At 70.3% G+C, this 16,002-nt stretch carries 14 protein-coding genes; 7 read left to right on the top strand and 7 right to left on the bottom strand.

Annotated elements, in window-relative coordinates; all coding sequences use genetic code 11:
- Positions 1 to 22: 22 nt before the first annotated feature.
- Positions 23 to 1,396, bottom strand: coding sequence for an FAD-binding oxidoreductase (locus ACWD3I_RS40390; RefSeq protein WP_365393909.1), 1,374 nt, complete (start codon positions 1,394 to 1,396; stop codon positions 23 to 25).
- A gap of 180 nt (positions 1,397 to 1,576) precedes the next feature.
- On the opposite strand from ACWD3I_RS40390, the gene hemB reads away from it, so the two are divergent.
- The 4 genes from hemB to ACWD3I_RS40370 all read left to right on the top strand — a co-directional run bounded on the left by hemB (position 1,577) and on the right by ACWD3I_RS40370 (position 5,950).
- Positions 1,577 to 2,575 carry a porphobilinogen synthase gene (gene hemB / locus ACWD3I_RS40385; protein WP_365393910.1) on the top strand — a complete coding sequence of 333 codons (999 nt, stop codon included), beginning with the start codon at positions 1,577 to 1,579 and terminating at the stop codon, positions 2,573 to 2,575.
- Between the two features lie 364 nt (positions 2,576 to 2,939).
- Positions 2,940 to 3,743, top strand: coding sequence for an SAM-dependent methyltransferase (locus ACWD3I_RS40380; protein WP_365393911.1), 804 nt, complete (start codon positions 2,940 to 2,942; stop codon positions 3,741 to 3,743).
- Positions 3,744 to 3,799: 56 nt separating this feature from the next.
- Complete coding sequence (locus ACWD3I_RS40375; RefSeq protein WP_365393912.1) at positions 3,800 to 4,999, top strand: aminotransferase-like domain-containing protein; 1,200 nt, start codon at positions 3,800 to 3,802, stop codon at positions 4,997 to 4,999.
- Positions 5,000 to 5,107: 108 nt separating this feature from the next.
- Positions 5,108 to 5,950 (top strand): arylamine N-acetyltransferase family protein, encoded by an 843-nt coding sequence (locus ACWD3I_RS40370; protein WP_365393913.1) that lies wholly within the window; start codon positions 5,108 to 5,110, stop codon positions 5,948 to 5,950.
- Here ACWD3I_RS40370 and ACWD3I_RS40365 read toward each other — a convergent pair.
- Positions 5,920 to 6,693 carry a DUF4253 domain-containing protein gene (locus ACWD3I_RS40365; protein WP_365393914.1) on the bottom strand — a complete coding sequence of 258 codons (774 nt, stop codon included), beginning with the start codon at positions 6,691 to 6,693 and terminating at the stop codon, positions 5,920 to 5,922. The genes ACWD3I_RS40370 and ACWD3I_RS40365 overlap by 31 nt on opposite strands.
- Positions 6,694 to 6,988: 295 nt before the next feature.
- Here ACWD3I_RS40365 and ACWD3I_RS40360 point away from each other — a divergent pair, with 295 nt between their 5' ends.
- A complete protein-coding gene (locus tag ACWD3I_RS40360; protein WP_365393915.1) occupies positions 6,989 to 7,597 on the top strand; it encodes an RNA polymerase sigma factor in 609 nt (202 codons plus the stop codon).
- Entirely contained in the window at positions 7,597 to 8,568 is a 972-nt protein-coding gene (locus ACWD3I_RS40355) for a hypothetical protein (protein WP_365393916.1), read from the top strand. Before ACWD3I_RS40360 ends, ACWD3I_RS40355 begins: the two co-directional genes overlap by 1 nt.
- Here the strand turns inward: ACWD3I_RS40355 and ACWD3I_RS40350 are convergent.
- Complete coding sequence (locus ACWD3I_RS40350) at positions 8,565 to 8,804, bottom strand: DUF397 domain-containing protein (protein ID WP_365393917.1); 240 nt, start codon at positions 8,802 to 8,804, stop codon at positions 8,565 to 8,567. The two genes, ACWD3I_RS40355 and ACWD3I_RS40350, sit on opposite strands and share 4 nt — an antisense overlap.
- On the bottom strand, positions 8,801 to 9,628 hold the full coding sequence (locus ACWD3I_RS40345) for a helix-turn-helix domain-containing protein (RefSeq protein ID WP_365393918.1): 828 nt from the start codon (positions 9,626 to 9,628) through the stop codon (positions 8,801 to 8,803). The genes ACWD3I_RS40350 and ACWD3I_RS40345 overlap by 4 nt, the downstream gene beginning before the upstream one ends.
- Positions 9,629 to 9,741: 113 nt before the next feature.
- Here ACWD3I_RS40345 and ACWD3I_RS40340 point away from each other — a divergent pair, with 113 nt between their 5' ends.
- Positions 9,742 to 10,164, top strand: coding sequence for an ATP-binding protein (locus ACWD3I_RS40340; protein ID WP_365393919.1), 423 nt, complete (start codon positions 9,742 to 9,744; stop codon positions 10,162 to 10,164).
- Between the two features lie 7 nt (positions 10,165 to 10,171).
- On the opposite strand, the gene ACWD3I_RS40335 is transcribed toward ACWD3I_RS40340, so the two are convergent.
- From ACWD3I_RS40335 to argS, 3 genes are all read right to left on the bottom strand, one after another.
- On the bottom strand, positions 10,172 to 11,596 hold the full coding sequence (locus ACWD3I_RS40335) for a M23 family metallopeptidase (protein WP_365393920.1): 1,425 nt from the start codon (positions 11,594 to 11,596) through the stop codon (positions 10,172 to 10,174).
- Between the two features lie 17 nt (positions 11,597 to 11,613).
- Positions 11,614 to 13,686: a choice-of-anchor P family protein gene (locus tag ACWD3I_RS40330; protein WP_365393921.1), complete on the bottom strand. Its 2,073-nt coding sequence runs from the start codon at positions 13,684 to 13,686 to the stop codon at positions 11,614 to 11,616.
- 398 nt (positions 13,687 to 14,084) lie between these two features.
- Positions 14,085 to 15,851 carry an arginine--tRNA ligase gene (argS, locus tag ACWD3I_RS40325; protein WP_365394075.1) on the bottom strand — a complete coding sequence of 589 codons (1,767 nt, stop codon included), beginning with the start codon at positions 15,849 to 15,851 and terminating at the stop codon, positions 14,085 to 14,087.
- Positions 15,852 to 16,002: the final 151 nt, after the last annotated feature.

Raw genomic sequence — 16,002 nt, 5'->3', positions numbered from 1 at the left:
GTGCGGCGGTCTGGCGTTCTTGTCAGGCCGCCGTCACCGTGTGGCCGTAGCGGAGCAGGTTCTGTGGGTCGTACGTCTCCTTCGTGCGGCGCAGACGGTCGTAGATCTCCGGGGTCCAGGCCCGGGCGCGGTCCTTCGCGTCGCCGGGGCGGCCGTGGAGGTTGGGCATCGTGCAGCCGGTGGCGTACGGGCTCATCGCCGCGTACAGGGCCGTCGTGGCCGTTTCCACGGCCGCGGCCGCCTCCGGGCCGGCCAGGACGCCCACCGCCTCCAGGAGGTAGGCGGCGTTCCTCGCGCAGACCGCGTCCTCGGTTGTCGCGGGGCGGGAGAGGGCGCCGCCCATGTGGCGGAGTTCCACCAGGAGCAGGGGGTAGTCCTCCGCCGTCGGGCCCGCCTCGTCGAGGAGTGTGGTCACGGCGTCGGGGGTCAGTTCGCCCAGGCAGCCGCAGGACTCTCTCGCCGGGAGGGGGTCGTGGGGGTCCTGGTAGATCATGTCGACCGCCGTGTAGTCCATCTCCGTCACCGTGTCGAAGACCACGGGGGCCGCGTTGCGCAGGGGGGTCAGGAGTTCCTGGCCTTCGTCTTCCGTGCCGGTCCAGGCGACCGCCACGCGGGACCAGAAGCGGCCGCGCAGGGGTTCGGGGATCTCCGGGAGCGGGGGCAGGCGCAGCAGCGTGAAGCCCGTGCACATCTCGTCGGGGACCGTGGGGGTCCACTCCGCCCACGCGCGCAGCAGGGGTTCGGCGTCCTCGCCCGTGCAGTAGATGCCGCCGCCGAGGATGCGGGACAGGGCGGGGAGTTCGGTGACCATCTCCGTGACGATGCCGATGTTGCCCTTGCCGCCGCGCAGGGCCCAGAAGAGGTCGGGTTCCTGGGTCGCGGTCGTCTCGTGGAGTGTGCCGTCCGGGGTGACCACCTTGAAGGAGCGGACCAGGTCGGAGGCGTAGCCGTAGGCCCGGCCCAGGACGGGGAGGCCGCCGCCGAGGGTGTAGCCGACGGCGCCCACGTCCGTGGAGGAGCCGTTGAGGGTGGCCAGGCCGTGGGGGGCGGCGGCGTCGATGACGTGGCGCCACTTCGCGCCCGCGGCGATCGTCGCCGTGCGGGTTGCGGGATCTATGTGTACGTCCGTCATGCGGGACGTGTTGATCAACAGGCCGGTGTCCATGGGGAAGTTCGCGCCGTGGCCGGTGGCCTGTACGGCGACGGGGGTGTGGGTGGCCGAGGCCCAGCGGAGCGCGGTGACTATGTCGTCGGTGCCGGTCGCTCCTATGACCACGTCCGGGGTGTGCGGGGCGGCCAGGTTGAAGCCGGTCACCTCGGCGGCGTAGGCCTCGTCGGTGGGGCGCAGGACGGGGCCCTTGACGTCTGAGAGGGCGAACAGGTCCGGAGTGGGCATGGTGTCCTCCTCCTGTGTCGGTGGAGGGGCCTGTTCCTTCAGCTTGGACCCGTCGTTTGTGTGGCGCATGCGGGGTGGCTGCCCGCGGCGGCCCGTCGCGGTTCGCGCTGCCGGTCTGCGGGGCTTCGGGCCGACGTCGCGTCGGCAAAGGGGGGTGTGGGGCGGGCGTAGCGTAGGGGTATGACGACGTACGGATCCTTTCCCGGCAGCCGGCCGCGGCGGCTGCGGACCTCTCCCGTCATGCGGCGGATGGTCGCCGAGACGAGGCTGCATCCCGCTGACTTCATCCTTCCCGCCTTTGTGCGGGAGGGCGTGAGTGAGCCGGTGCGGATCGAGGCCATGCCGGGGGTGGTGCAGCACACCCGGGACAGTCTGAAGAAGGCCGCCGCCGAGGCTGTCGAGGCCGGGATCTCCGGGATCATGCTGTTCGGGGTGCCCGAGGACTCCAAGAAGGACGCTCTGGGGACGCCGGGGACCGATCCGGACGGGATCCTTCAGGTCGCGCTGCGGGATGTGCGGGCCGAGGTCGGTGACGAGCTGCTCGTGATGTCCGATCTGTGTCTCGACGAGACCACGGATCACGGGCACTGCGGGGTCCTGGACGACCAGGGGCGGGTCGACAACGACGCCACCCTGGAGCGGTACGCCGAGATGGCTCAGGTGCAGGCCGATGCCGGGGCGCATGTCGTCGGACCCAGCGGGATGATGGACGGGCAGATCGGGGTCGTGCGCGACGCCCTTGACCAGATCGGGCGGGAGGACGTGGCGATCCTCGCGTACACCGCGAAGTACGCGTCCGCCTTCTACGGCCCCTTCCGGGAGGCCGTCGGGTCCTCGTTGCAGGGGGACCGGAAGACCTATCAGCAGGACCCCGCCAACGCGCGGGAGTCCTTGCGGGAGTTGGCCCTCGATCTGGAGGAAGGGGCCGACATGGTGATGGTGAAGCCTGCCGGGCCCTATCTCGACATCCTGGCGCGGGTCGCCGACGCGGTGGACGTGCCCGTTGTCGCCTACCAGATCTCCGGTGAGTACTCGATGGTCGAGGCCGCCGCCGAGAAGGGGTGGATCGACCGGGAGCGGGCCATTCTGGAGACGCTGACCGGGATCAAGCGCGCCGGGGCGCAGAACATCCTCACCTACTGGGCTGTTGAGGCTGCGCGGATGCCGGCGGTTCGCTAGTCGTCGTTGTCTGTGTCGTGGATGTCGACGGGCCTTCGTCGCGGAGGCCCTCGCCGTCCTCGCACGCGGTCAGGGTGAGAGTGGCGAACACGACCGTGAGGGCTGCCAGGAGGCGGGATGCGCGGGTGTGCGCGCTCGCTGACACGGGCATCGGCAGGGGCCTCTCTGTCGGTTGTCTGTGAGAAGTGGTCTCAGCCTGGCGCCTGAGTGGGTGTGGTGACCATAAGGTGCCGCGCGATTTGGGACGGGCAGGGTGCGGGACGGACTCCGAACTGCGGGGATGCTGCGTCCCGGTGGTGTGGTGCGGGACGCGGGAAACGGGAGTCCGCCGCCTCGACGGCCGTTGCGGGCTAGCTTGTTCGTCATGAGCATGGAGATCGACACCACCAAGGCGCATCCCGCGCGCGTCTACGACGTCTTCCTCGGCGGTACCGACAACTACCCCGCAGACCGTGAGGCCGCCGCCGCGGCGCTCGCCGCCAATCCGCGCGGGTATCTGGATGTGCGGCACAACCGCGACTTCATGCGGCGGGCCGTCACCGAGCTGGCGGAGCGGGACGGGATACGGCAGTTCCTCGATGTGGGGACCGGGTTACCGACCGCGGAGAACGTGCATCAGATCGCCCAGCGGATCCATCCCGAGTCGCGGGTCGTGTACGTCGACAACGATCCCGTCGTGCTCGCGCATGCGCGGGAGTTGCTGAGCGGTCGAGCCGAGGGGCGTACCGCGTATCTCGATGCCGACTTCGAGGAGCCCGCGCGCATTCTCGAGCGGGCCGCCGAGACGCTGGACCTCACTCGGCCCGTCGCGTTGTTCCTGGTCGCCGTGTTGCACTTCATCGAGGACGAGGTCGCCTATCCGGTGGTGAAGGAGCTCGTCGACGCGCTGCCCCCGGGGAGCCGTGTGGTGCTCAGCCATCTCACGCTGGATCTCAACGCGGCGAACATGCGGGCCGTGCAGGAGACGTACACCGCGCGCGGGTTCTCCTTCGTGCTGCGGTCCGAGGGGGAGGTCGAGCGGTTCTTCGCCGAGAGCGGTCTGGAGGTCGTCGAGCCCGGTGTCGTGCCTGTTCACCGGTGGCGGCCGGACGGGGCCGAGCCCGCCGAGATCGGTGATGTGACCGACGCGGACATCAATGTGTACGCGGGAGTCGGGCGTAAGGGCTGATCCCGGATCCTGGAAAGCTGTTTGTAGGCGGCATCTATATCTCTAGGGTGCTCGGCATGACCCTTACGAGCACCTTCGCCGCCCTGCCTTCGCTCGCCTCGCGCGTCCGGTCGACCGGCGGGTCGGCGGTACGGGAGATCCTCGCCGTCACCGCGCGGCCCGAGGTCGTCAACTTCGCCGGTGGGCTGCCCGCACCCGAGCTGTTCGACCGGGAGGGCGTCGCGGCGGCGTTCCGGCATGTGCTGGAGGAGGCGCCGGGGCAGGCTCTTCAGTACTCGACGACCGAAGGGGAGCCGCGGCTGCGGGAGTTGCTGGCGCGGCGGACGTCGGTGCGTGGCCTGGCCACCGGCGCCGAGGAGCTTCTCGTCACCACGGGGTCGCAGCAGGGCCTGTCGTTGGTCGCCGCCGCGCTCGTCGAACCCGGTGACACCGTCCTCGTCGAGGATCCCTGCTATCTGGCGGCACTTCAGGTCTTCGGGCTGGCGGGGGCGCGGGTCGTCGCCGTGCCGGGGGATGCGCAGGGGCCGGATGTGGATGCCCTGGCCGAGCTCGTGGTGCGGGAGCGGCCCAAGCTGTTCTACACCGTCCCCACCTTCCAGAATCCCAGCGGGCGGACCATGTCGGCCGAGCGGCGGGCCGGTGTGGCCGAGGTGGCGGGGCGGTGCGGGGTGTGGATCGTCGAGGACGATCCGTACGGGGAGCTGCGGTTCGAGGGGGAGCGGCTGCCCTGGATCGCCTCGTACCCGGGGGCCGAGGACCGGACCGTCCTGCTCGGGTCCTTCTCCAAGGTGATGGCTCCCGGTCTGCGGCTGGGGTGGCTGCGGGCGCCGAGTGGGCTGCGGCGGGCCTGTGTCGTCGCCAAGCAGGCCGCCGATCTGCACACCCCGACCGTCAACCAGCTTGCCGCGGCCCGGTATCTGGAGGCGCGGGATCTCGACGCGCACGTGGCTCGGGTCGCGGCCGTGTACGGGGAGCGGCGGGACGCGATGCTGGCAGGGCTGGCCGCGGCGCTGCCGGAGGGGGCGTCCTGGAACCGGCCCGAGGGTGGCATGTTCCTCTGGGCGCGGCTGCCTTCGGACTACGACACGACCGCCCTGTTGCCCCAGGTCGTACGGCATGACGTGGCCTATGTGCCGGGGGCGCCCTTCCACGCGGGGCAGGCCGACCGGGCGACGCTGCGGCTGTGCTTCGTGACGGAGACGCCGGAGCGGATCGGGGAGGGGCTGCGGAGGATGGGGGCCGGGCTTCGGCCTTGAGTGCCTCGGTGCGCGCCGGGTTCGGGTGGAGGTCCTAGGTCTCAAGGAGTGGTGCGGTTGGGGCTGAAGGCTGCCGACGGGACTTGAGCGTGTGCCTAGGGTTGAGGCATGTCCGACACAGTGGAGTTCGACCTCGACGCGTATCTCGGCCGGATCGGGTGGGAAGGGGAGCGGGTCGCCGACGTGGCGACCCTGCGGGCTGTGCATCTCGCGCACGCGCGCGCGATCCCCTTCGAGAATCTCGACGCCGTGAACGGCACCGCTCCCTCGCTCGAACTCGGTGATCTGCTGGACAAGCTGGTCCGGGGTCGGCGCGGGGGCTACTGCTACGAACAGAACACCTTGCTGCTGCATGCCCTTGAGGCGCTCGGTTTCGGGGTGACCCGGCTGTCGGCGCGGGTGCAGGTGGGCGCGGACGCGCTGGAGAGCCGCCCGCGCACCCATATGACGCTGCTGGTGGAGGTGGCGGGGGAGACGCGTCCGTACCTTGCCGACGTCGGGTTCGGGGCGGTCGGCGCGCTGCTGGAGCCGGTGCCGCTGGTGGCGGGTGAGGAGTTCGAGGGTGCGGGGCGACGGCACCGGCTGGTTCGGGTGGCGCACCGGGGGCCGCTGGACCTGTGGGTGCTGGAGGCCTTCGAGCAGGGGCCGGCGTGGGAGGGCGGCTGGCGGCGGCAGTACGCCTTCACCCTGGACCCCAGCGAGAAGCCGGACTTCGAGGTGTTCAACTGGTTCGTCGCGACGAACCCGCGCTCACCGTTCACCCAGCGGCTCTATGTGCAGCGGATGCGCGGGGACCAGCATGTGCTCCTCTCCGGCCGGGAGTTGACCGTGACCTCCCCCGACGGCACGGTCAGTAAGCGGGAGGTCTCCGAGGAGGAGGTGTCACGGCTGCTGGGCGAGGAGTTCGGGATCGACGTGCCTCAGTCCCACCAGAAGGACCAGGCTGGCTGATCGAGCAACTGGCGTTCTGCGTAGGCCTCCAGGACGGTGTCGCTGCCCTGCCAGAGGTTGTCCGGGCAGAACGCGAAGTGTTCGGCGGCCAGGGCCTGCGCCTCGGCGAGTGCCGTGGGCGGGGCCGCCACGGAGACCCGCAGGTGGTCGAAGCCGAGCGCCACGACCCGTATGCCGAAGCGGTCCTCCCAGGAGCGGAGCACCGCGCTGAGACGGGCCGTGTCGTCGCCGTGGTTCACCGCGCCCATCCAGCCGAGCGCCGTCGGGATGTCGGCGCTGCGGCGGGCCGGGACCAGCGCCAGGCGGGGCTCCTTGAGGGGGCCGCCCGCCGCGAGGAGGCCACCGGCGATGTCGGCGGCCACCGCGTCCGGGTCGGCCGCGGCGGCGGTTGCCTCCGCCAGGCCCGGCCAGTCGCCGGCCTCCTCCGCACAGCACTCGTCCCAGAAGTCGGCCAGGACCTCCTCCGCGTCGTGATCACCGGGGTACGACACCTCGGCCGGCGCCAACTCCCATTCCTCCGGGCCGCCGTGACCCCCGCCGATGTCCAGGACCACCGGGAGCAGACCGAGCGCGCGGGGCGCCTGCTGGAGGGCGGCCCAGGCGGCCGGGGTCGCCCGGTCGTCGGCCAGCCAGAGCAGCGGCTCGTGCCACGGGCCCTCGTCCGTCGTGTCGATCAGCTTGCCCGGCGGGAGGCCGAGGCCGAGGGAGGCCAGCCTCGGCAGCGGGTTGGGGAGCGTTGCCATGCCGACGACTGTAGGGGCAGCCACTGACAACGGCCCCCGAAGATCTTGCGGGGTGCGGTTCACGCGGGGCGGGTGAGGCGGCTCTTACATGCGAAGGGGCTCGCGGTCGGCGCGGCCCCGGAGGACGGGAGCACCGGATGGACCCGGGCACGGCGTCGGTCGTCACCGCACTGGCGGGGCTGGGAATTCACGTAGTCACCCTGATCCGCGAGGAGTTGAGGCTACGGTGGGCCGAGCGTCGGGAGCGCGAAAGGGCGGCGCGTTGCCAGTGCGCCCCGGACGGGAGGGAGACCGCGTGACGGAGCCGGGCCCGCGGGAGGACGACTCCAGGGAGCCGCTGCCGGTCGGCGGCGCCGCGGAGGGCGTCCCCGAGAAGGGCGCTCCGGCCGAAGGGGTCACGCAACCGTCGTACGGCCTGTCTCCCGAGGACGAGGAGGCGTTCAGCCACTTCTACCGCGCCTACGTCCCCAGGCTGACCGCGTATCTCGTCTACCAGGGCGCTCCGGTGGACCGGGCCGGGGAGTTCGTGCAGGACACGATGGTCAAGGCCTACCGGTCGTGGCACGAGATCAGGTCGCACAAGAGCTGGGCCTACACGGTCGCCTACCGGGAGTTCGTCCGCCACGCCACGCGCGTGGAGGAGCCCGTCGAGGAAGTGCCCGAGTCCACGACCCTGCTGCACCGCCCCGAGGCGACCGAGTCCTGGTTACAGGAGCAGGAGATCGTCCGGGTGTTACGGGGCCTGCCCGCACGCCAACGACAGGTGCTGGCCCTCATGCTGGACGGGTGGAAACCGGCCGAGATCGCCAAGCTGATCGGGATCGAGGGCGCGGCGGTACGGTCGAACCTGTTCAAGGCACGCAAGGCCGTCGCCCAGCACCTCGCACGGCGGGAGGAGGACTGATGGCCGACGAGTGGCTCTCCCGTGAGCACGAGGAGTTCCGCCTGGGCCTCTCCCGGTTCCTCGACCCCGATACCGGGCTGCGTGAGGTGCGCGAGCAGGCCGGTGGGCATGAGGACGTGGTCCGTGGGCTGGGGCTGGTGCTGGACGTCGAGGGCGGACTGGCGAGCATCCTCCATGCCGAGGACGCGGCGGACTCCGCTACGACGGACTCCGCGGACCGGGAGTGGATGCCGGAGGCCGATGTCGCCGAGGCCCTGCGCGCCCTCCCGGTGGAACAGCGGCTGGCCGCGCGCAAGGATCCCGCGATCGCCGCCTGCGTCAGCGGCGAACTCCTGGTCCGGGCCCTGGAACTGCTCGACGACCTCGTCCGGGAGGAGAAGCGACTGGGGACCGGCGAGGGCTTCCCCGCCCCGTACGCCCAGCGCTTCGCGGACCTCGCCCGGGACTACGCCCGCGCCCGCAGGTTCGCGTTGGCGGAGCCGCCCGTCCTGACCCTCGCCGCCGCCCTCAACCTCGCCGCGGTCTTCGCCCGTACCTTCGAACACGACCTCAAAGCGGCTCGCCACCCCGGCGACAGCGCCCACGCCCTCACCGACACCCTCGACTCCGCCGCCCGCGCCCGGGACCCCGACCGCCTCCGTGGCATCGACCTCGTCGCCCGCCCGCTCGCCCGGAGCCTCGCCCTCGAAGCCGGCCACCGTCTCCGCCTCCCGACGGCGGACGGTCTCGTCGCCGCGCTGCTCGACGGCACGCTGGACGACTTCACCGACGCGGACCTCACCGGCGTGAACCCGAGCGACCCCGGGCTCAACGGCATCCAGTGGTCCGACGCGGGCACCCGGTGGCCGCCCGGCACGGACATCGAGGCGCTGCGGAACAGGTCCGAGGAGACCGCGCCGTACTCCCGGGTCTATGTGCTCGGACGGCGGCCGAAGGGAACGAGCAGGGCCGGGGCGGGAGTTCGGGTCTAGGCAGTCGTCGCGATGAACGCCGACCAGGCGGTGGCGGCGACCTGGAGGGTCGGGCCGGTGGGGTTCTTGGAGTCGCGGATGTGGATGGTGTGGGGGCAGGCCGCGATCTCGACGCACTGACCGCCCTCGCTGCCGCTATAGCTGGACTTCTGCCAGGCGTAGGCGACTTCGAGGCACTGGCCGCCTTCGTCGCTGCTGTAGGTCGACTTGAACCACTGAAGCGCTTCGCTGCTCATTGCTCTCCTAGCAGGCGGTCGAGCAGGCCCAATGAGTCCTGTGGGGTCAGGGCCTGTGTCCGCAGCATCGCATACTTGCGCGCCAGCCTGGACACCTCATCCGCGTCGGAAACCCACTGGCTTCCGCGCTGCGATTCGGTGTACGCGAGGTGTTGATGGTCCGGGGTTTCGAGCAGGGTGAAGGGGCCAGCCATGCCCGCGTGGCAGGGGCTGCTCAGAGGCAGGAACTGTAGTGAAACGCACGGCAGTTCAGCGGCCTCGCGCAGATGGTGGAGCTGCTCCCGTCGTACCTCCGACCCACCGATCATCATGTGCAGCGCAGGCTCCCAGACGACGAAGCTCAGCGTCGGAGGGGTCTTGCGGTGCAGGATCTCCTGGCGCTCCACACGGCCCGCCACCTTGGTCTCGATCTCGTCCTCGTCGTACGCCGGAACTCGCTCCCGGAGTACGGCTTCCGCGTACGCGCGTGTCTGGAGGAGGCCGGGGAGCACCGCGTTGTCGTACCAGGACAGTGCGATCGCCTCCCGCTCATGCTCCATGTACAGCTCCGCCCACATCGGGAACTGGTCGATCTCCGGCAGGTTCGCCACCCCGACCGACAGCATCCCCTTGGTCTGGAGGATCTCGTCCAACAGGGCGGCCAGGTCCGGTTTCAGGGACCTTCTGCCCTGCTCGATCGAGGCGATCGTCTCCTCGTCGACCTTGACCAGCGTGGCCAGGGCACTCTGGGTGTGGCCCGCGGCGCGGCGGGCCGCGGCCAGTTGCTTGCCCAGCATCTTCATCGAGGTCAGGTTCTTCGGCCGCGGTGGCTTCTTCGCGCTCATGCTGGCTTCAATCCCCCAGGTCCCACGTACGTCACCGGGTGAGAGCCCGTACAAAAATTTCGTACGGGTTCACTCGCTGATCCACGCCAGTGACTCTGCGCGACATTCGTGTCGTGAATGAGCAAAGCCGACTCGCCTTCCAGCGCGACCAGTTCTATCGGCGCGACCGCCGTTCCGTGGGCGCCGCCAGGCGGTTCGCGCGGTGGTCCCTCGTCCACTGGGGGATCTCGGCGTGGGAGCGGGCCGATGATGTGTCGCTGTGTGTGAGCGAGTTGGCGACCAACGCGCTGGTGCACGGGGCGCCGCCGGGGCGGGGGTTTCTGCTGCGGGTGCGGTACGACGGGGCCGTACTGCGGGTGGAGGTGCATGACAGCGGGGGCGGTGAGCCGTGTGTCGCGGAGGAGGCCGACGAGGGTGGGCGTGGGTTGTTGCTCGTCGCCGCGCTCGCCGACAAGTGGGGGGTGGGACAGCGGGACCCCGGCAAGGTGGTGTGGTGCGAGTTCGTCCACCCTGCCGGGGCCTGTCTGGGCAACTAGCCGCTGTCTATGCGCAGTTGTGTGCCGCGCTCGTGCTCGACGCGACCACCACGTCCGCGCCGCCGAGGCCGCTGATGTGGAGGGCGTTGACCGTGAGGCCGGTCGCCGTGCGTGTCTGTTCGTTCACGACGATCTTGGCTCCGGCGCCGAGGTCGATCGCATAGTCGGGGATGTCCGGGACGGTGACCGGCGTACCCGCGACGGTGAGCTTGAGATCCGTCGTGCCGGTGCTCGCCGCGCAGGTGCTCGTCGAGGTGGCGGTGATGCCGGTCGCCTCGATGACCGGGAGGCCGGGCAGGCCCAGACTGAGCTTGGTCAGCGTGGACTTGGCCGTCGAGGTGCTCGGGCCGGCCGTCGTCGTGACGTTCGCGCACAGGGCGTCCGCCGTCAGGACCACCGCGCTGATGTTCTGTGTGCAGGCGGGGGCCACCGTCCTGGCGTCGGCCGTGCGGACCTCGCCCGTGTCCGGGGTCGGTGCGATCACGATCGGCAGCACCAGGACGGGGACCGTGGCGGAGAGACCGTACGCCCGGCCCGTGACGTACTGGAGTTTCAGCTCGGCCGTGGCCTCCGAGGGCTTGTACGCCTCGTCGCCCGCGAAGGTCGCCTTGAGTGGCACGGTGGCTGAGTCGGTCAGTGGCTGAGCCACTGCCGCGATGGTGCAGGCCGCCTTGCCCGCCGCGTCGGTCTTCGCCTTGCAGGTCTGGTCCGTGCCCAGGGTGAGGGTGACCTCCCGGTCGGCCACCGGGGCGCCGCCCTCCTTCTCCGTGAGCTTCGCCGACAGGGGAGCCGGGGAGCCGTTGGCGACCGTGGCGGGACCGTCGTAGGCGAGGGCGGTGTCCTTCAGGACGGGGGGATCGGGGTCGCCCGGGTCGCCGTCGCAGCCGTTGGTGCTGGTGATGAACTTCTCGCCGTACTCGGGCGGGTAGGGCGAGAGGACGTCACCCTCCAGCTCGATGTCCTGGTGCACGCCGTTCAGTTCCTGCTCGTAGTGCAGGTGCGGGCCGGTGGTGTTGCCGGTGCTGCCGACCGTGCCGACCACGGTGCCCTGGGCGACCTGGGCGCCGTCCGCGACCTCGTAGGTGGCGAGGTGCATGTACTCGGTGGTCCAGCCGTCGGCGTGGGTGATCCGGATGTACTGGCCGCCGCCGTCGGGCTGGTTGTGGCGGGTGGCGGTGCCCGCGGCCGAGGCGAGCACGGGGGCTCCGGCGCTGGCACCCTCCGCCTTGACGAAGTCCAGGACGTTCCCGTGGTCCGGATAGGTGGAGTACGTCCAGACCGAGTCGCACTCGAAGGGGGCCAGGAAGGCGGGCTTGGCGAGTATGCCGGGCTCGTCGGCCGCGCTCGCCGTCCCCGCCGCCGGGGCCGTCAGGGCGAGTGCCAGTGTCGTGAGCAGGCCCGTGAGCAATGTTCCGCGTCTTTTGATGCGCATTCCGTACTTCCCCCGATTCACGCGCAGTTGTAGGCGTCCGTGGCGCTCGACGCGATGACCACGTCCACGCCGCCCGCCGCCGTCAGATGGGCCGCGTTGACCGTCAGGCCGTTCGCCGTCCTGACCTGCTCGTTGAGCACGAGCTTGGCGGCCGGGCCCAGGTCGATCGAATAGTTCGGTACGTCACCGATCTCGACCGGTGTGCCCGCGATCGTCAGCGACAGGTCCGTGCTGCCGGTGGTGGCCGTACAACTGCTGGTCGAGGTCGCCGTCACGCCGGAGAGGGCGACCACGGGCAGGCCGGGCAGGCCGATCCTGGCGTCCTCCACGGTCGCGGTGGAGGTGGAGCCGCTCGGGCCGATCTTCGTCTCCACCTTCGCGCAGAGGGTGTCGGCGGACAGGACCAGCAGGTTGATGGGCGCCGCGCAGGGCGGGGCGACCGTCTTGGCGTCCGCCGCGCGGACCACACCGGTGTCCGGGGTGGGGGCGATGCCGATCGGCAGGGCCAGGACCGGGATCCGGGCGGAGAGGCCGTAGGCACGGCCTGTGACGTACTGGAGCTTGAGCTCGGCCGTGGCCTCGGAGGCCTTGTACGCCTCGTCGCCGGCGAAGGTCGCCTTGAGTGGCACGGTGGCTGAGCCGGTGAGCGGCTGAGCCACCTTGTCGATCGTGCAGGTCGCCTTGCCCTGGGCGTCGGTGTTCGCCGCGCAGGTCTGGAGGGCGTCCGTCGGACCGAGGGCGAGGGTGACCTCGCGGTCGGCGACCGGGGCGCCGCCGTCCTTCTCCGCCAGGGTCGCGGACAGGGCCGCCGGGGAGCCGTTGGACACGGTGGCCGGACCGGTGTACGTCAGGGTCGTGTCCTTCTGGACCGGCGGCTGGGTCGAACCCTCACCGACGTCGAGGAGGTCGTTGTCGAGGTCGAGGGTGATACCGCCGTAGGTCTCCTCGTTGGGGTCGTCCTCGGTCGGGCCGTCGTACTGCTTGACCCGCTGGTGGTCCGCCCACATGTCGGCCGGGATCGCCCGGTCCTCGGTCGTCGCCACCTCGTCCCAGCGGGCGAAGTTGATGACGTCCGGCTGGGTGTAGCCGTCGGCGTTCGCCGCCACCAGGTCCGTGGCGAGCGAGGACGCGCTGCCGTAGGCGCCCGAGCGGTAGCCCAGCTCGTGGATCGTGTTGGTCCAGGACTGGAGGAAGGCCAGGACCTTCTCACGGCCGGAGTTGTAGTGCTCCATGTTGTAGTAGAGGACCGAGCCCGCCGGGAGGCCGTAGCCCTGCGCCTGCGCGACCGCGTCCCGGGCCGATGCCGCACCCTCCGGCACCGGGTCGGTGATCGCCACACAGTCGCCCGTGCAGCTGCCCGAGCCCGCCTCGGCCTGCGGGCCGACGTAGATCGGGATGAAGCGCCAGCCGTTGTCGTACTGGGTCTGCACCCACTCGGCACTGGCCTGGTCCTTGCAGCCCGCGTTGACCCCGCCGATGTAGAAGCCGATGGCGCCGTACGGCGAGGCCGCCTTCCAGGCGTTCATCGTGGCGGTCGGCGGTGCGGCACAGCGGTCGAAGCCCTTGCCCTGGTAGGACGTGGCGTCCGCGGGGACGGCCTGGATCGACGGCTGTGCCGCCGCTGTGGCCGCCGGCGTCGCGGCCGGGGTCGCCTTGTCGGCCGGGAGGCCGGCACTGGCGAGGATCTCCTTGATCTCCTCCCGGTTCTCGCCGTAGGACGCGGTGACGGCGATGCCGTCGGTCGTCGCCCAGTACGTGCGCGAGGTGCTGTTCTCCGAGACCTGTTCCGCGGAGGAGCCCTTGTCCGGCTCCAGTACGAGTGCCTCCGTACGGCCCAACACATCGGCCGGGCAGCTCTGTTGGGCATCCGCCGCCGGCTTGCCGAGGTACACGGCGTGGCGGTCGTAGCGGACGCAGGTGTCCGGGTCCTTGGCGAGATCGATGACGTCCCAGGTCGCGGGGACGGAGAACGTGTGGCCCTTGTAGGTCACTTGGGCCGTGTCCGACGCCTCTGAGGCTTGAGCTGGGTTGCCCAGGGCGGTGACGGTGAGTGTGGTGGCGGCGGTGAACGCCAGCAGCGCCCCGCGCACCGAACGTAATGATCTGCGGTGATTTTTGATGACTTCCCCCGTGGTTGCGGCACCGGCTCATCCGGGCCGATGCGACTCGGAGTGACCAGGGGGAGCGTGACGGGGTTGTTGTACATCGGTCAACGACAGGGGTGGCCGAACAGGACGCCGTTACGGCCGAGTAAAAGCGAGAGGCGACTGGGAGCGCCGACTTGATGTGTGCGAAGCGTGGTGTGGGGGGTTGGTGAAGCGCCGGGTCCTGTTCGGGGCCCGCGGGGGCTGGTGGGGCGCGGGTGCACGAGGTCTTCACATGCGGGTGTACGGCGGGACTTGTCCGGATGAGGACTGCGGTAGGAGACATTCCGGGCCCGGTCCCCCCGTGGGGGCCGGGCCCGGAACGGCTGTTTCCTCGAGGGCGCTCAGAGCTTCTCGGGCGTCCTGATGCCCAGCAGGGCCATGCCCTGGTGGAGGGTGCGGGCGGTCAGGTCGCAGAGGAACAGGCGGTTCTCCGCGATGTCCTTCGGCGGCTCCGGCTTGATGACCGGGCACTGGTCGTAGAACGTCGTGAAGAGCGACGCCAGCTGATAGAGGTACGCCGTCAGCTTGTGCGGTGCGTACTCCGCCGTGGCCTCCGCGAGCAGGTCGCCGAACGCGTCCAGGTGCAGGCCCAACGCCCGCTCCGCCGGGGCGAGTTCCAGCTCCGGGTGGGCGGTCGGCCGCTTGTCGTCGGCCTTGCGCAGGATCGACTTGATACGGGCGTACGCGTACTGGAGGTAGACCGACGTGTCGCCGTTCAGCGAGACCATCTGGTCCAGGTCGAACTTGTAGTCACGGCTCGGCGAGGTCGACAGGTCCGCGTACTTCACGGCGCCGATCCCGACGTACCGGCCGTTCTCGACGATCTCCTCCTCGGTCAGGCCCACCTTCTCGGCCTTCTCGCGCACGACGGCGGTGGCCCGCTCGACGGCCTCGTCGAGGAGGTCCTCCAGCTTGACCGTCTCACCCTCACGCGTCTTGAACGGCTTGCCGTCCGCGCCCAGCACCGTGCCGTAGCCCATGTTGTGCGCGGTGACGTCGTCGCCGAGCCAGCCGGCGCGGCGGGCCGTCTCGAAGACCATCTTGAAGTGCAGCGACTGGCGTACGTCCACGACGTACAGCAGCGTCGTCGCGTCCAGGCCGACGACACGGTCGCGGATCGCGGTCAGGTCGGAGGCCGCGTAGCCGAAGCCACCGTCCGCCTTCTGCACGATCAGCGGGACCGGCTGGTCGTCCTTGCCGCGGATCTCGTCGAAGAAGACCACGAGCGCGCCGTCGGAGCGTTCCGCGACGCCCATCTCCTCGAGGAGGCGGGCGGTCTCGGGCATGCCCTCGTTGTACGCGGACTCGCCGACGATCTCCTCGTCGCGGATCTTCATGTCCAGCTTCTCGAAGACGGAGTAGAAGTAGACCTTCGACTCGTCGACGAACTGCTGCCACAGTTCGAGGGTCTCCTTGTCGCCGGACTGGAGGGCCACCACCCGCTTGCGGGCGCGCTCCTTGAACTCCTCGTCCGCGTCGAAGACCGCGCGCGACGCCTTGTAGACCCGGTTCAGGTTCGACATGGCCTGCTCGCCGTCGACGTCCTCGGGCGGGGCCAGCTCGCCGGGGTTCTCGACCAGGTACTGGATGAGCATGCCGAACTGGGTGCCCCAGTCGCCGATGTGGTGGCGGCCGATCGTCTGTTCGCCGGTGAAGTCGAGCATGCCGCGGAGGGCGTCGCCGATGACCGCGGAGCGGAGGTGGCCGACGTGCATTTCCTTGGCGACGTTGGGCTGGGCGTAGTCGACGACGGTGATGCCGGGGTTCTTCTTCGGCGGGACGCCCAGGCGGGCGGGGTCGGCGTAGCGCTCGGCGAGGTTCTCGATGATCGCCTTGTCGGAGATCGTGATGTTGAGGAAGCCGGGGCCGGAGACCTCGATGTCCTTGATCACGTCGCCGGACTCGACCTGTGCGACGACCTGCGTGGCCAGCTCGCGGGGGTTCGCCTTGGCCTTCTTCGCGAGGGCCAGGATCCCGTTGGCCTGGTAGTCGGCCCTGTCGCTACGTCGCAGCAGCGGGTCGACTCCGTCGGTTTCCGGGAGAGCGGAAGTGAGGGCGTCGGTGAGGCGCTGGTGGACTTGGTCGGTGAGCGACGTGACCGAGGTCATGGGGTGGGAGCCGTTCTCCTCGTGGGGTTGTTTCAGACGTGGCCAGTATCCCATGGGGGGTAAAGCGGATTTTGCGGCCATGAGCTCGGAGGGAGGGCGGTGCTTTGCCGGGTGCGGGCCGGTGGGGGCTTGTCGCGCAGTTCCCCGCGCC

The organism is Streptomyces sp. NPDC002817, from assembly GCF_053592055.1.
The sequence above is the reverse complement of the archived record's forward strand: the minus strand, read 5'-3'. Positions and strand labels throughout refer to the sequence as shown.

Coding starts and splice junctions, on each gene's coding strand:
- hemB (WP_365393910.1), top strand. CDS start 1,577: ATGACGACGTACGGATCCTTTCCCGGCAGCCGGCCGCGGCGGCTGCGG.
- ACWD3I_RS40370 (WP_365393913.1), top strand. CDS start 5,108: ATGTCCGACACAGTGGAGTTCGACCTCGACGCGTATCTCGGCCGGATC.
- argS (WP_365394075.1), bottom strand. CDS start 15,851: ATGACCTCGGTCACGTCGCTCACCGACCAAGTCCACCAGCGCCTCACC.
- ACWD3I_RS40390 (WP_365393909.1), bottom strand. CDS start 1,396: ATGCCCACTCCGGACCTGTTCGCCCTCTCAGACGTCAAGGGCCCCGTC.
- ACWD3I_RS40350 (WP_365393917.1), bottom strand. CDS start 8,804: ATGAGCAGCGAAGCGCTTCAGTGGTTCAAGTCGACCTACAGCAGCGAC.
- ACWD3I_RS40335 (WP_365393920.1), bottom strand. CDS start 11,596: ATGCGCATCAAAAGACGCGGAACATTGCTCACGGGCCTGCTCACGACA.
- ACWD3I_RS40380 (WP_365393911.1), top strand. CDS start 2,940: ATGAGCATGGAGATCGACACCACCAAGGCGCATCCCGCGCGCGTCTAC.
- ACWD3I_RS40375 (WP_365393912.1), top strand. CDS start 3,800: ATGACCCTTACGAGCACCTTCGCCGCCCTGCCTTCGCTCGCCTCGCGC.
- ACWD3I_RS40345 (WP_365393918.1), bottom strand. CDS start 9,628: ATGAGCGCGAAGAAGCCACCGCGGCCGAAGAACCTGACCTCGATGAAG.
- ACWD3I_RS40355 (WP_365393916.1), top strand. CDS start 7,597: ATGGCCGACGAGTGGCTCTCCCGTGAGCACGAGGAGTTCCGCCTGGGC.
- ACWD3I_RS40365 (WP_365393914.1), bottom strand. CDS start 6,693: ATGGCAACGCTCCCCAACCCGCTGCCGAGGCTGGCCTCCCTCGGCCTC.